This window comes from Roseburia hominis A2-183, from assembly GCF_000225345.1.
Lineage (GTDB): Bacteria > Bacillota > Clostridia > Lachnospirales > Lachnospiraceae > Roseburia > Roseburia hominis.
On the sequence record NC_015977.1, the window covers coordinates 545452 to 560579 of the forward strand.

Below are 15128 nucleotides of genomic sequence, written 5' to 3' on the forward strand. Positions count from 1 at the left end.
CAGATTATGAAAAAGTTTTGTGGGTAGTAACAAATACTGATAACTATCATTTGTATGGTTATAGTATATGGAGCAGAAATGAAAATTTCATGTTTACAGGATGAAAGATTTTTGAATCTTAAATGAATAAACTGTGAACAGCAGAGGGATGGGAGTAGCGCTTTCGCTAAAACTGAATATAAAGGAGGAGCTTGGCATGAAAAAACTGGAAATTATTATTAAGCCGGAAAAACTGGAAGACTTAAAGGGCGTGCTGGATACCGAGGAAGTAAACGGTTTGAATATCGTCAACAGCATGGGCTATGGTAACCAGAAGGGAATTATTAAGAACTACCGCGGTGCAGAGTATTCCGTGAATCTGCTTCCGAAGATCAAAGTCGAGACGGTTGTGGCAGACGAAGTTGCACCGAAGCTGATTGACAAGATCGTAGATGAGATTAACACCGGACATTTCGGAGATGGTAAGATCTTCGTGTATGATGTCGAAGATGCAATCCGTATTCGTACAGGTGAGCATGGCACGAAAGCATTGTAAGCCTGTTTGAGGAGTGCTGTTATAGGAGGAATTGAGGAGCCTGCTATAGGAGCGATGAAGGAGCACTACAGATTATTATGAAAAAATCAAATATTGTAACATATTATCAAAGGGGATAATAGAGAACACAGGAATGTCTGTGCTCGCTGTTATCCTCTTTTTTTGCAGGAGGATAAGCTTATGGATATGAGTGTATGGTTCCTTATGGGAGCAGCGTTAGTCTTTTTTATGCAATGTGGATTCGCCATGGTAGAGGCAGGATTTACGAGAGCAAAGAACGTCGGAAATATCACGATGAAGAACCTGATGGATTTCTGTATCGGAACCGTGGCGTTTTATCTGCTCGGTTACAACCTTTTGTGCGGCGATGGAAAATTTGTCGGCTGGGGACTGAACCCGTTTACGAATTTCGGCGAGACCGACTGGTCGGCGTTTGTGTTTAACCTGGTATTTTGTGCAACCGCTGCAACGATTGTATCCGGTGCCATGGCAGAGAGAACAAAGTTCATTACCTACTGTATCTACAGTTTTATCATCAGCTTATGTGTGTACCCGATCGAAGCTCACTGGGTATGGGGCGGTACACCGTGGCTGACCGACATGGGATTTACAGATTTCGCGGGCTCTGCCTGCATCCATATGGTTGGCGGTATCACTGCTTTCATCGGTGCGGCAATGTTGGGACCGCGTATTGGAAAATATGACAAGAACGGCAAGCCGAAGCCTATTCTCGGTCACAACCTGTTGATCGGTGCCCTTGGCGTATTTATTCTCTGGTTCGGCTGGTACGGCTTCAACGGCGCAGCAGCAACCGACACCATGCAGCTGTCACAGATTTTTGCAACCACAACGATTGCACCGGCAGTTGCAACCGTAACCGCAATGCTTTATACCTGGATCAGAAACGGAAAACCGGATGTGTCCATGTCCTTAAACGGTTCGCTGGCAGGCCTTGTGGCAATCACAGCCGGATGCTCGAACGTAGATGCAATCGGAGCTTTTGTTATCGGAGCAGTCGCAGGTGTGCTTGTCTGCGTGGCAGTATACTTTATTGAGGATAAACTGAAAGTAGATGATCCGGTCGGTGCAGTGGCAGTACACGGCTGCAACGGTATCTGGGGTACCCTCGCGGTAGGATTCTTTGATTACAAGGACGGACTGTTCTACGGCGGCGGTGTACATCACCTTGCCATCCAGTGCCTGGGAATCCTCTGCATCGCAGGATGGACGATCATCACAATGACAATCGTGTTTACCGTATTAAAGAAAACGATCGGTCTCAGAGTCACCGCAGAGGAGGAGATCGAGGGTCTTGACTCGACAGAGCATGGATTAGAGTCCGGCTATCCGGATTTCGTATCCAGAGAGTTACACTAATATGCACTAATCTAATTTGATTAGATTGGTGAATCTAATCCCCTTAGTTAGTATATACATCAACGCGGGAACGCCCGGCAGATTGCCGGGCGCTTTCGCGTTTTTGACTGTAAAGGCCATAAATTGTGATTGTACAGTAAATACGAAGAAAAAATCTGCGAAGGCAGTTTTGCGGATAGAATATCTGAGGGAGAAAGTGGAGAAGAAGTCTATTGAATAGTTGGGGACATTCCATTATAATTCAAGATAAGAAAATAAACGAAAAGTAGTGTGGGAAATATCAGCAGATATATAGGGTTGGAAAAATAATTTGAGACCTGTGGAAGAAGTAAAGGCAACGACATAGGAGGAATGTGATATGGGACAGGACGATACAAAGCATAATCTGCTGTTCATCAGCAAGTATCCCCAGATCATTCATGAATTTACAGATGCGATGAAGGATCGGGATATTGAGATTGAGACGGCGATAAACGGCATAGAGGCGGCGGCAAAGATCAAGAAAAAGAATTACGACATCGTGATAACGGGACTATCCCTGGAGGGGTACAACGGGGAGCAGATCATAACGTATCTGAACAAGACGGCACCCAGTACCGTTTGTATCATCTATACGACCACAATCAGTTCGGCGCAGCTTCATTTCTTCATCAACGAGCGGAATGTATTCCGTGTATTTTTACGTCCGGTAGACTTCCGTGGAGCATTCTGGGAGGCGCTTGAGGAGGCGTATGAATATCATGCCGTGCAGGTCAAAAATGAGGAGGATACAGGCGCGCGGAGACAGGAGCAGGAAAAGCAGGAGCGCGAGATTGAGATCATGGATCAGCGCATGCGCAGTCAGCGCCAGGCCAGAGAGACGACGAATCGTTATATGAAGCGGCTGGCAGGACTTACGATCAAAGAATACACGCCGGAGGCACTCAGCGCGGAGGCCAGAGGGCATCTGGAGCGTATTGAGGCGAGAACCATCGATTTTTGCAGTGAGCAGGGAGAACATGCAGCGGAATCGCTGGACAAGGCGGAGGAGGTACTGCAGACGGTAAGATCCTTTACAGAGAATTAAAACATGACAGATAAAAAAATGCGCCCGGGTTTTGAGAGTTTCAAAACCCGGGCGCATCTTTTTATTGACTGCCGTCGGCGTTGCCGCCGGTATTCTCAGCAGAGCCGCCGGTATTGTCACCGGTGGTCTGATTCTCACCCGTCGATGTGCCGCTGTCACCCGGGGAGGTGCTGTTGTCTGTGGTTCCGGTATTGGTATCCTGCGACGGGAGATCCGTCACGCCCGGAACAGGTGTGTACGGCGTCGACTCATACGGTGTGGACGGTGCATTGTGCATCGTACAGGTATTGGCGAGAGCCTCTTCGGTCAGAAGATAAGGAGCATCCTCTGTGTTCGCAGAGCCGCCAATCACGTATACGCCGGTTGCGTAGGTGTTCGGACAATTTGCGCCGGCGAGTTGTCCGGAATCCGCACAGATGTTGGCCAGAATATGGTGGTCACAGTAATCGGTCGGTGCCGTGCCGGTTGCAAAATATTCGGTATATGCCATGTTGCCGCGCGGATCGTTCGTACATACGCCGTCGATGGCAAGCTTTCCGGATTCTTTGCAGACGGTAGCAGTGACGATGCCGTCCGGTTTTTCAAAGTCCGCATAAGGAAGATCCTCGTGAATCCGGCTCATGACCGCTTTCCAGATCTTCTTCGGATAGGTGGTCTGTCCGCTGTTCTGAACCGCATTGTCGTCGTAACCGCCCCATACCACGCAGGTGTAATAAGGTGTGAATCCGGCAAACAGGGCATCACGGTTCTTGGTGGTGGTACCGGATTTTCCTGCCTGCGCCATACTGCTTCCGAAGTAGGCCGGCGTACCGGTTCCCTGTGTCATGACGTCCTTCATGGCGTCGGTCAGAAGCCATGCAGTGGTCTCCTTCAGGACGGTGTGCGATTCCGGTGCCGTATTGTCAAGCAGTACATTTCCGTCATGGTCCAGAATTCTTGTATAGAATTTTGGCTTGATGTAGGTTCCGCTGTTGGCGATGGTGGCGTAAGCGGCGGTCAGCTCCAGGTTGGTGACACCGTTGGTGAGACCTCCGAGTGCCAGTGTCTCGTTGCCGCTCTCGTCGATGCCGACGGTGGTAAAACCAAAGTTGCGGATGTAATCGTAACCCAGGGAAGGACCGATCTGCGCCAGCGTCTTAACCGCTACGACGTTGATGGAATCAATGATACCTTCGCGCAGTGTGGTGAAACCGCGGTAGCGCTTGTCGTAGTTATTTACCGCTCCGCCCTGTCCGGAACCGTAATTGTACGGCGCATCATCCTGGACATCGGCAAGTGTGAGACCTCCCGCGTCCAGTGCAGGTGCATAGGCAGCGATAATCTTAAAGGTAGAACCCGGCTGTCTTGTGGTGTCCGTTGCACGGTTTAACGTCTTGTTGGCCGTCTTGTCGCCGCGTCCGCCGACGAGTGCCTTCACTTCTCCTGTGGACTGATCCATGACGGTTAAAGCAGCCTGCGGTTGGACGGTAAAGGTAAGCGTCTCGCTGCCATCCACAACGACGTCTCCGTCCTGCATAAGATCCATCTTATACTGCTCGATCGCTGCGCGGGCGTCATCCTCGCTGGCAAAGTTGATGCTGTAGTTCTTGTTTGACTTCTGATAATAGGAAAGCATCGTCTGCTGGCTGTAATTTGAGATGGTGCCGTCCGGGGACTGGATCGATACGCGGTAGGAGAAGGATACCTTCGGATCGGTCGGGTAGTTCTCCAGATTGTTGACCTCTTCATCGCAGATATTCTGGATATCCGGGTCCTGCGTGGACTCGATGGTAAGTCCGCCCTGATAGAGAGCTTTGTAAGCCTGCGTCTCCGTGTAGCCCAGACGGTCGATCATATCCTGAACGATCTGATCCGTCATTTCATCTACAAAATAGGAATTGATATTCTCATCCTGCGACTCTACATTGACGACCTGAATCCGGTCGTACACATTGTCTGCAACGGCCTCATCATACTCGGTCTGTGAGATATAGCCCTGATCAAGCATGTTGTTCAAGACTTTCTGCCGGCGTTCTTTGTTGTGATCCGGGTGTGTGATCGGGTTGTAGTAGCTCGGGCTCTGGGTAATCGCCGCGAGCACGGCACATTCGGAAAGTGTCAGCTCCGAGACATCTTTTCCGAAATAGCGCTCCGATGCGACGCCGACGCCCAGCGTATTCTGACCAAGATTGATAGCGTTTAAGTAATTTTCCAGAATCCAGTCCTTGTCCACAACCTTTTCCAGCTGGAGAGCCAGGTACTGTTCCTGGAATTTTCGCTCGAACTTGTCCGCCATGGACTGTTCGCTTGTCCACTGGGTAAACACGGTATTTTTGAGCAGCTGCTGTGTGATGGTACTTGCGCCTTCCGAAAAATGAAAACCGGATGCGACGCCTTTTAATCCTGCACGCAGAATACCCTGCAGATCGATACCGTTGTGATCGTAAAAACGCTCATCCTCGATCGCAACAAAAGCATGCTGCAGATTGATCGGAATCTCGTTGATCGTCACGTATTTACGGTTGGAACCGGATGCAACGAGCGTTGCGGTCTGGTTGCCCTGGTTGTCCAACACGGTCGTAAGGTATCCAGTCGGGGTTGCATCGATATCTTCGATTGAGGGAGCGGAAGCAATAATTCCGGAGATCACTCCGAACGCGGAGCATCCGCCGACAATCACGACTGCAAAAAAGCATATAAGCAATGCCTTACAAAAAATTACGTTGAATTTTTTGCGAATCATGGTACCCTTGGAAGCAAGTTCATGCTCGCGCTTCCGAGTACGTTTCTTTCCATAATTCATAGTAGGCCTCCTTTTCTGATTCACCATCAATGTATTATACCAAAGAACTGTGTCAGAATAAAGAAAAAACTGAAAATACGGACATTCTTCACAGTTTCTTAAGGATTCGTATTGCAAAAAAGAAAGCTGCCGTGTTACTATTTGAAAAGAGTGGAAAGCGAAGGGAAAGGACCCGGGTGGCGGGATTGTGGATCATATGAAGACAGTGTATATCGGCGGCGAGGGTGAGATTGTAGAAAAGAAGTCCAGATTTATAGCGACGGTCCGGCCGGTTGCCTCGGAGGAGGAGGCGGTGGCATTCATCGCGGAGATGAAGAAAAAATACTGGGACGCCAGACACAACTGTTCCGCATTTGTGATCGGAGACCGGCAGGAGTTAAGTCGCTGTTCGGATGACGGTGAGCCGGCGCAGACGGCGGGCAGACCGATGCTTGATGTGCTGCTGCGGGAGGAGATTCACAACGTGGCGGTCGTGGTTACACGGTATTTCGGCGGCGTGCTGCTCGGCACCGGCGGTCTGGTGCGGGCGTATCAGGGAGCCGTGCAGGCGGGGCTTGCGTCGAGTACCATTATAGATAAGAAGGAAGGCATACAGCTTACGGTAGGCACGGACTATACCGGGCTTGGAAAGCTGCAGTATCTGATCGCGCAGCAGAACCTCACGCTGATCGACACCGTGTATACAGAAAAAGTGAAACTTCAGCTTATGGTTCCGGCAGAACAGCAGCAGGAAGTGGAAAAAGAAATTGTGGAGGCGACGAACGGAAGCGCCCGGATTTCCTGGGGTGAGAAGGTGTTGTACGCACTCGTAGACAAAAAAATCGAAATTTTTGAAAAAAACACTTGATTTTTTCTGCCGACCTGTTATAATAGCTTTTGTTGACAGCACTTAGGGCTATCGCCAAATGGTAAGGCAACGGACTCTGACTCCGTCATTTCAAGGTTCGAATCCTTGTAGCCCTGCTTCTAAGACCTCATGAACATCGTTCATGAGGTCTTTTCTTTATCCGGCATCTGCTTCCTGTCATTGAAAAACCTGTTCCCCTGTGTTACTATTACTACGATAATAACAGACACAGGCATTGAAAGAAGGGACTCCATGTATCAGTTTGAAAGTCGCGTACGTTACAGTGAAGTGGACAGCGAACGGCATTTGACACTGCCGGCGGTGATGGATTATCTGCAGGATTGCTGCACGTTCCAGTCGGAAGATATGGACATCGGCGTGGAATATCTGGCAGAGCAGAAGCAGGCGTGGGTATTGTCTTCCTGGGAGATTAAGATCAGACGCTACCCGGTTATGGGAGAGAAAATCTGCGTGGAGACATGGCCGTATGCATTTAAGGGATTTTATGGATACCGCAACTTCCGGATCACGAACGGACAGGGAGAGGAACTGGTGCTGGCGAATTCTGTCTGGGTATACATGGATATGGAGCGGATGCGCCCGATGCGCATCCCGGAGAAAGTGGCGGATGCCTACCGGCCGGAGATCGGAGAAGAACTGCCGGGCGAGTGGGGCGCGAGAAAGCTATCGGTTCCGGAGGGCGGAACTGCGATGCAGCCGGTTCCGGTGGCGGGATTTTTTATTGACACCAACCACCACATGAACAACGGGAAATACATTCTGGTGGCAAAGGAATCTGTGCCGGAGGATTTTGCAATCGGCGGCGTGCGGGCAGAGTACCGACGTGCGGCAATGCTGGGCGACGTGCTGCATCCGGTTGTTGCGGTGGCAGAGGAAAAGATAACGGTGGTGCTGACTGACGGCGGAGACCAGATCTATGCGATCGTGGAATTTGCGGCGGCAGAGAAGAATTGATGGAAAATGAGGATCGAGATGAAATTAGGCGAATATCAGAAGTTAAAAGTGATCAAAAAAGTAGAATTTGGAGTCTATCTGGCGGAGCATGAGGGAGATGAGACGCGTGTGCTTCTGCCGCAGAAGCAGGTGCCGGCGGACGCAAAGCTCGGGGATGAGATCGAAGTATTCCTGTACAAGGATTCCAAGGACCGCATCATTGCGACGACCAACCAGCCGAAACTTACGCTTGGCGGACTGGCGGTGCTTGAGGTTGCCGAGATTGGAAAAATCGGTGCGTTCCTGGACTGGGGACTGGAAAAAGACCTGTTTCTTCCATATAAAGAGATGACGAAAAAGGTGCAGCCGGGGGATGAGGTTCTGGTGACGCTCTACATCGATAAGAGCCGCAGACTCTGTGCAAGCATGAAAAAGCTGTACGACCTGATGCGCACGGATTCTCCTTATAAAAAAGGAGACACGGTAAACGGACGGATCTACGAGTTCGGTCATGATTTCGGAACGTTTGTGGCAGTGGATGATTGCTACTCGGCGATGATACCGGCACATGAGGACTGCAGCCATCTTCAGATCGGCGATGTGATTGAGGCGAAGGTCACCGGGGTGAAGCCGGACGGCAAGCTTGACATCACGATGCGGGAAAAGGCGTATCTGCAGATGGATGCGGACGCCGAGAAGGTCATGGAAGTGATTGAGGAATTCGCGGGCGTGCTTCCGTTTACGGACAAGGCTTCACCGGAAGTCATCATGCGTGAGACGGGGCTGAGCAAAAATGCATTCAAGCGTGCGGTCGGCAGACTGTACAAGGAGCGCCGCATCGAGATTACGGAGCGCGCAATCCGCAAATTATAGTAGCATCGCTGTTTCAGGTGTGCTATGATAGATGAAACCGACAGACTATAAGAAAGAAGGAATACAGCATGAAAAATGTAATCAGCACGGACAAGGCACCGGCAGCGATCGGACCATATTCCCAGGCGATTGAGGTAAACGGCATGGTATACACATCCGGTATTATTCCGGTTGTACCGGCAACAGGCGAGATCCCGGAGGGATCTGTGGCGCAGGCAAAGCAGGCGCTGACGAACCTGTCCCATCTGCTTGAGGCAGCAGGCACCAGCATGGCGAACGTGGTAAAAACAACCGTATTTATTAAGGAAATGAATGATTTCGCAGCGATCAACGAAGTATATGCGACATTTTTTGAGGGCGCGTACCCGGCGAGAAGCTGCGTTGAGGTGGCACGTCTTCCGAAGGACGTTATGCTCGAGATCGAAGCGATTGCTACCAAATAATTGCTGCGACAGGAACAGGAATACCTGAGACTGCCGGAGGAGATCCGGAACATAAAAAGACGCGGCACACTGTTACATCGTGTGCCGCGTCTTTTCTTTTCAGAGAGCATCTGTTACATGATCCCTATACGTACATATCGATATTGCCGCCGAGCTCCGGGTTCACCGAATGTTCCATCATCTGAATCATGGAGGCTCCCATCTGCTGGGTCAGGTCTAATGACTGACTGAGAACGGCCGTGCCGACTGCATAGGCGAGACTGCCGGAGCTGACAGAAGAACCGGAGTCGTAGGCCATCAGTGTGCCAAGCGCCAGATCAACATTGGAAAAATCCATACGAATCCCACCTTTCCTTCTTATGATGGCTTTATTATGCCACAGATGGAGGAGAATGGCAATTATGAAAAATGCAACAAACTATAAAACCGGAAAGGCATAAGGCAGCAGCAGGAAGGGAAAATCTGGGAGCATATGTAACCCGGATTTGTCGGAAAATGGCGCAGATTGTGGAAAAGACGTGTCGAAAAAGAAAATATTGTGTAAAATCTGCGGAGTATTACAAAATATAGCGGGTTGACATCATATAGACGCTTTGTTATAATAACCATGTAATAAATGTAACAAATTTGTAATAAATCCGTTGGAGGCATTCATGAACAGAAGAACACTGAGAGCTACAGGGATTGTATTGACTGGAATGTTATTGGCAGGAGATCCTGTATCTATGATATATGCAGCACCGGTTGCGGGTGTGTCCGTTGCTACCACAGCAGAAGCAGTGGCAGTCGGAACGGGAAGCAGCAGCCCGAGCGCAGGCGTTTCGCTTGCAGTGGCAGATTGTCTGGTCGCAAGCAATGAGGAAGTGGCGCAGGAAGCAGCAGCGCAGCAGGAACAGGTAAGCGAGAATGAGACGCCGGTGGTAGAGTCCGAATATGCAGACATTGCCATTGCGCAGGTAGATAACTATGTAAACGTGCGTACCGAGCCGAACACAGAGAGCGAGGTAGTCGGTAAGCTTTACAATAATTCAGCGGCAACGATTTTACAGACCACAGAGGATGGCTGGTATGAGATCACATCCGGCAATGTTACCGGTTATGTGAAGTGTGAGTACGTGGTTGCCGGAGATGAGGAACTTGCAAAGTCTGTAAGTACCCGCTATGCAAAAGTTACGACGACAACGCTTTATGTGCGTACAGAGCCGTCCACAGATGCAGCGGTTTTAACCATGGTTCCGATTGAGGATGACCTTGTGGTAACCGATGAGTCCATTCCGGGCTGGGCACTTGTGACGACAGAAGAGGGAGACGGCTATGTATCCACCGATTATGTCACATTGACGACAGAGTATGTGCAGGCGGAGTCCAAAGCAGAAGAGGAAGCACGTCTTGCGAAGGAAGAGGCAGAGCGTGAGGCGGCGGCAGCAGCGGCAGCTAGCGCCAGAAAGAAGAACTCTGAGAGTTCATCCAGTTCATCCAGCTCCTCAGATTCCAGTGCATCCTACAGTGCACCGACCAGTTCAAACGGTCAGGCAGTTGCAAGCTATGCATGTCAGTTTGTCGGTAATCCGTATGTATATGGCGGAAGCAGCCTTACGAATGGAACGGACTGTTCCGGATTTGTTATGAGTGTGTATTCAGCATTTGGAATTGGTCTTCCGCATTCATCCAGTGCGTTGAGAGGCTGTGGTTATGAAGTAAGCCTTTCATCTGCACAGCCGGGTGACATTGTATGTTACAGCGGACATGTTGGAATCTATATCGGAAATGGAACGATCGTGCATGCCAGCACACCGTCCAGCGGTATCACTTACTCCAGTGTTACCTACCGCAGCCCGATCTGTGTAAGAAGAATTTTCTAAACGAGAATATAAAATGGGACTATCACTTGTGATAGTCCCATTTTTGCGTCATAAGAAGAGGAAGAGAAGCGGAAGCTCTTTTGATTTTCAGTTACATTCTGCCTGATAACGAAGGGACATGATTTTCTCAATATTGCACCCCAAAACGCAGGATTATTGCAAAAAATGAAGGAATAGGACAAAAGGCACAGTCTATACAATGTGCACAAATTGTAAAAAATGAAAAAGGAAAACTGACTAAATGAGTGTGAATTGCAAAAAAGTTATCCACAATGCAGAAACGGAAAAACAGGAAAAATCGAGTTATACACGAAGTTATTCACATTATCCACAGAAAAGTGGGAAAAAAAATCTGGTTTACATAGTAAAATAATCGAATGTCTGTTTTGTGAAGAAATAATAAAGTTGTCCGATTTCGTGGAAAGTTTGGAAAAGTTATTGACATTTCAAATATAAAATAATTATAAAAAAGCAGTAAAAGAAGTCTGTAAATTTGACCGGAATGGAAGAATCTTGAAATACGAATACAAGTTTGCTATACTAAAAACATATCTTTCGCAGACGAAGGTATGTTTTTTCAAATAATGGTAATGATATAGGTGCACAATGATTAAAAAAATAGATATTATGGGGATCGGTCTTGACAACTATACCGTGCGGGAATCGATGCGGCAGGTCGAGAACTATCTGAGTAATGATGTTTTAAATACAATCGAAAACATTTCCATGCAGATGCTGATTGCGTCAGAGACGGACCCGGTGGTACACAACGTGATCTCGGAGCTAGATCTTTCCGTCATTGGGGAGAAGGAGATCTTAAAGGCGGCGGATGCGGACAGCATGCAGCGTGTGCAGGAGACGGAGCAGAATGATTTTTCATATGAATTCTATCGGAGGATCGAGCGCAATAAGCGGAGCATTTTTGTGCTGGGACAGACGGAGGAGGACGTGCAGAAGGTCAAAGCGGAACTGCAGGAAGCATTCCCGAAGCTGATTCTGGCGGGAGAATATGCACTGGAAAATTGTGTGGGGAATCTGGATGCCGTCATCAATGAGATGAATGCGACGACGCCGGATGTGATCGTTTCGATTCTGCCGTCTCCGCTGCAGGAACATTTTTTCGCGGAGCATAAGGATAAGATGAGCGCGACCATATGGTTCGGCATGGGAGAACTCGGCGTTCATGGAAAAAAGCATGGACTTGGAAGTTTCGTTAAGAACCGGCTGCATCTGGGAAGATTGAAGAACAGTATGAACAAGTATCAGGATCAGGAAAAGTCCGGGGAAGCGGAGTGAAAAAGAGGAAATGCATAAAAAAAAATGCATTTCCTCTTTCTTTTTTTGCTGTTTTGCATTAAAATATAGCTTAGATATTTTTGTTCCGAGGTAGAAAGGCGGCTTTTTATTGTGAAAGTTGCTCATAGGGAAGAAACACAGTGACCGGACAGAAGAGTTTCAGCAGAAGCAGGATGAGAAGGAGCGGAGCTTATGATTTCAAATCAAATACTTCAGAATACAATCGATGGATTAAAGGGAATCACCAGAATAGATCTGTGCATTATTGATGTGGAGGGGAAGGTGTTAGCAGCCACTTTTCCGGAGGCGGATCAGTACATTGAGCCGGCGCAGGCGTTCGTGGAGTCACCGGCAGACAGCCAGGTGGTGAACGGATATCAGTTTTTCAAGGTATTTGATGAGCACCAGCTTGAGTATATTCTTCTGGCAAGCGGAGACAGCGATGATGTATACATGGTGGGAAAGATTGCCAGTTTCCAGATCCAGAATCTTCTGGTAGCATATAAGGAGCGGTTCGATAAGGATAATTTTATCAAGAATCTGCTGCTCGACAACCTGTTGCTGGTTGATATTTATAACCGTGCCAAGAAGCTTCACATCGACACCGAGGTGCGCCGCGTGGTATTCATTGTGGAGACGAACCGCGACAAGGACGGCAATGAACTGGAGAAGATCCGCGGAATCTTCGGCACGAAGACGAAGGATTTTGTCACAGCAGTCGATGAGAAGAATATTATCGTTGTGAAGGAAGTCGGCGAGAACGAAGGTTACGAGGAACTGAACAAGATCGCGGAGAGCATGGTCAACCTGTTCCGTGCGGATGCGGACAGCGACGTTCATGTGGCATACGGAACGATTGTCGGCGAGATCAAAGAGGTATCCAGATCCTACAAGGAGGCGCGGATGGCACTTGATGTCGGCAAGATCTTCTTCGAGGAGAAGGATGTAATCGCTTACTCCACACTCGGTATCGGTCGTCTGATCTACCAGCTGCCGATTCCGCTGTGCAAGATGTTCATCAAGGAGATTTTTGACAATAAGTCCCCGGATGATTTCGATGAGGAGACGTTGACGACGATCAACAAGTTCTTTGAGAACAGCCTGAACGTATCAGAGACTTCCAGACAGCTTTACATCCACCGCAACACGTTAGTGTACCGTCTGGATAAGCTGCAGAAGAGCACCGGACTGGATCTGCGTGTGTTCGAGGATGCCATCACGTTCAAGATCGCACTGATGGTCGTAAAATATATGAAGTATATGGAGTCTCTGGACTACTAATTCTTAAAATTTGCATACGGGTATTGCAACAACTGCATACATTGAGTAGACTATATGGGATGGGACAGAGCATTTGATTCTCCGGAACCATCGGAGATGCATACAGAAATGAGGTAATTTCATGATAAAGTTAGAGCATGTCAGCAAGTCGTACTCTGCGGGAATTCCTGCACTTAATGACGTGAGTCTTAACATTGAGGAGGGAGAGTTTGTATTTGTTGTCGGTGACAGCGGTTCGGGCAAGTCGACGCTGATCAAGCTCCTGTTGAAGGAACTGGAACCGACGGAGGGAACCATTACAATCAATGGCAGAAAATTAAATAAAATCAGACGAAGACAAATCCCGAAATTCCGCCGCAACATTGGGGTGGTTTTTCAGGATTTCCGATTGTTAAAGGATAGAAATATTTATGACAATGTAGCTTTTGCACAAAAGGTCATTGGCGAATCCAACCGCTCCATCAAGAAAAATGTTCCAAAACTGTTGTCGATGGTGGGACTGGCGGCAAAATACCGCTCATACCCGAGACAGCTTTCCGGAGGGGAGCAGCAGCGTGTGGCGATTGCGCGCGCGCTGATTAACAAGCCGAAGATTCTGCTGGCGGACGAGCCTACCGGTAATCTCGATGCGAATAATGCATGGGAGATTATGAAGCTGATGGAGGAGATCAACGAGCAGGGAACAACGGTGGTTGTAGTAACACACAATCTGGAGATTGTGAAAGCAATGAATAAGCGTGTCATCACGATGCAAAAAGGCGTTGTGGTAGACGATACCGCTTCGGATCATTACGGTAAGGATACCTCTGTCGAACAGGACGATGATCTGTTTGATGATTTCTTGGATGATGGAGGTGACGACGACTATGCGAATTAGTACGTTTTTTTATACAATTAAGCAGGGAATCGTGAATATCTGGAAGAACAAGCTGTTCTCACTGGCGTCGATTGCCACGATGACGGCATGCATTTTCCTGTTCGGTCTGTTCTATATGATTGTCGTGAACTTCCAGTCCATGGTAAAGGATGCGGAGTCCGGCGTGGCAGTGACGGTGCTGTTTGATGAGGGAATCTCGGATCAGCGGATCGAGGAGATCGGGGAGCTGATTTCGGAGAGACCGGAAGTATCACATTATGACTTTATCTCAGCAGATGAAGCATGGGAAAGCTTCAAGGAAGTGTACTTTGAGGGAAATGAAGCGGCGGCTGCAAGTTTTGCTGGCGATAACCCGCTGGCGAATTCCGCGAGCTATGCCATCTACATGAATGATATATCGATGCAGGACTCGCTGGTTACCTACCTGAAGTCCGTCGATGGAGTGCGTGAAGTAAAGCAGTCCCAGCAGGTGGCCAACACGCTGACCGACTTTAACAGTCTGATCGGGTACATCTCGGCGGGCGTCATCCTGATTCTGCTCGGTGTTGCCGTCTTTTTGATCAGCAATACGATCACGGTGGGTATCTCCGTCCGCAAGGAAGAGATTGCGATCATGAAGCTGATCGGAGCGACGGATTATTTTGTGCGCGCACCGTTTGTGGTCGAAGGTATTGTAATCGGACTGATCGGAGCGGCAATTCCGCTTGGCATTCTGTACGCATTGTACGGGAAGATTGTAATGTACATCAGCGATAAGTTCAGCTTTATCAGCAATATGATGAAGTTCCTTAGCGTGAACGAGATTTTCCATAATCTGATCCCGGTGGCATTGATTCTGGGTGTGGGAATCGGTTTTATCGGAAGCCGCATCACAATTCGCAAGCATTTGAGGGTATAATGATAAGATGCCATACAGGAAACACATGAAGTTTACA

General features: G+C 48.6%; 14 protein-coding genes and 1 tRNA gene. 13 read left to right on the plus strand and 2 right to left on the minus strand.

The features are described 5' to 3' along the window. The first annotated feature begins 196 nt into the window (after positions 1-196). From RHOM_RS02430 to RHOM_RS02440, 3 genes are all read left to right on the plus strand, one after another. The gene (locus RHOM_RS02430; protein WP_014078671.1) at positions 197-535 is read left to right on the plus strand and encodes a P-II family nitrogen regulator; all 339 of its coding nucleotides are present in this window, start codon (positions 197-199) and stop codon (positions 533-535) included. A 180-nt stretch (positions 536-715) separates the two neighbouring features. Beyond that, positions 716-1912, plus strand: coding sequence for an ammonium transporter (locus tag RHOM_RS02435; RefSeq protein ID WP_014078672.1), 1197 nt, complete (start codon positions 716-718; stop codon positions 1910-1912). A gap of 358 nt (positions 1913-2270) precedes the next feature. Beyond that, the gene (locus RHOM_RS02440; RefSeq protein WP_014078673.1) at positions 2271-2978 is read left to right on the plus strand and encodes a response regulator; all 708 of its coding nucleotides are present in this window, start codon (positions 2271-2273) and stop codon (positions 2976-2978) included. A gap of 61 nt (positions 2979-3039) precedes the next feature. Here RHOM_RS02440 and RHOM_RS02445 read toward each other — a convergent pair whose 3' ends face one another. Then, positions 3040-5760 carry a transglycosylase domain-containing protein gene (locus RHOM_RS02445; protein ID WP_014078674.1) on the minus strand — a complete coding sequence of 907 codons (2721 nt, stop codon included), beginning with the start codon at positions 5758-5760 and terminating at the stop codon, positions 3040-3042. Between the two features lie 196 nt (positions 5761-5956). On the opposite strand from RHOM_RS02445, the gene RHOM_RS02450 reads away from it, so the two are divergent. The 5 genes from RHOM_RS02450 (at position 5957) to RHOM_RS02470 (ending at position 8877) form a co-directional block, all read left to right on the plus strand. After that, the gene (locus tag RHOM_RS02450) at positions 5957-6607 is read left to right on the plus strand and encodes a YigZ family protein (RefSeq protein ID WP_014078675.1); all 651 of its coding nucleotides are present in this window, start codon (positions 5957-5959) and stop codon (positions 6605-6607) included. Between the two features lie 44 nt (positions 6608-6651). Further along, positions 6652-6723 (plus strand) — tRNA-Gln (locus tag RHOM_RS02455). 136 nt (positions 6724-6859) lie between these two features. Then, the gene (locus RHOM_RS02460; RefSeq protein ID WP_014078676.1) at positions 6860-7582 is read left to right on the plus strand and encodes an acyl-[acyl-carrier-protein] thioesterase; all 723 of its coding nucleotides are present in this window, start codon (positions 6860-6862) and stop codon (positions 7580-7582) included. An 18-nt stretch (positions 7583-7600) separates the two neighbouring features. Next, a complete protein-coding gene (locus RHOM_RS02465; protein WP_044024590.1) occupies positions 7601-8434 on the plus strand; it encodes a CvfB family protein in 834 nt (277 codons plus the stop codon). Between the two features lie 68 nt (positions 8435-8502). Continuing rightward, positions 8503-8877 carry a RidA family protein gene (locus tag RHOM_RS02470; protein ID WP_014078678.1) on the plus strand — a complete coding sequence of 125 codons (375 nt, stop codon included), beginning with the start codon at positions 8503-8505 and terminating at the stop codon, positions 8875-8877. A gap of 124 nt (positions 8878-9001) precedes the next feature. Here the strand turns inward: RHOM_RS02470 and RHOM_RS02475 are convergent, their stop codons facing one another. Then, positions 9002-9214 (minus strand): YjfB family protein, encoded by a 213-nt coding sequence (locus RHOM_RS02475; RefSeq protein ID WP_014078679.1) that lies wholly within the window; start codon positions 9212-9214, stop codon positions 9002-9004. Between the two features lie 316 nt (positions 9215-9530). On the opposite strand from RHOM_RS02475, the gene RHOM_RS02480 reads away from it, so the two are divergent. From RHOM_RS02480 to ftsX, 5 genes are all read left to right on the plus strand, one after another. Next, a complete protein-coding gene (locus tag RHOM_RS02480) occupies positions 9531-10739 on the plus strand; it encodes a C40 family peptidase (protein WP_044024591.1) in 1209 nt (402 codons plus the stop codon). Positions 10740-11345: 606 nt separating this feature from the next. Next, positions 11346-12035 carry a WecB/TagA/CpsF family glycosyltransferase gene (locus RHOM_RS02485; RefSeq protein ID WP_044024592.1) on the plus strand — a complete coding sequence of 230 codons (690 nt, stop codon included), beginning with the start codon at positions 11346-11348 and terminating at the stop codon, positions 12033-12035. A 192-nt stretch (positions 12036-12227) separates the two neighbouring features. Continuing rightward, a complete protein-coding gene (locus RHOM_RS02490; RefSeq protein WP_014078683.1) occupies positions 12228-13316 on the plus strand; it encodes a PucR family transcriptional regulator in 1089 nt (362 codons plus the stop codon). Between the two features lie 121 nt (positions 13317-13437). After that, positions 13438-14193, plus strand: coding sequence for a cell division ATP-binding protein FtsE (ftsE, locus tag RHOM_RS02495; RefSeq protein WP_014078684.1), 756 nt, complete (start codon positions 13438-13440; stop codon positions 14191-14193). Next, a complete protein-coding gene (ftsX, locus tag RHOM_RS02500) occupies positions 14183-15091 on the plus strand; it encodes a permease-like cell division protein FtsX (protein ID WP_014078685.1) in 909 nt (302 codons plus the stop codon). Before ftsE ends, ftsX begins: the two co-directional genes overlap by 11 nt. The last annotated feature ends 37 nt before the right edge of the window (positions 15092-15128 follow it).